Below are 206 nucleotides of genomic sequence, written 5' to 3' on the forward strand. Positions count from 1 at the left end.
TGTCGCTTACGCCGAATCACTCTGCCAGCAGCGCCGAGACCGGGCACCGATCGACGAGCCTACTCGGGAGTGGGTCGAGAGCCTCGGAGAACTGCTTCAGTTCGACAGCTAGACAGCTTCGACCCGACTCTGACGAAAGTCTTTATGCGGTAATGAGCTGATGGTCGTGTAGTGTCCGATCAGGAGGATATAATGGCTGATTCAGA

Source organism: Halorubrum sp. SP9 (assembly GCF_005435015.1).
Taxonomy (GTDB): Archaea; Halobacteriota; Halobacteria; order Halobacteriales; family Haloferacaceae; genus Halorubrum; species Halorubrum sodomense.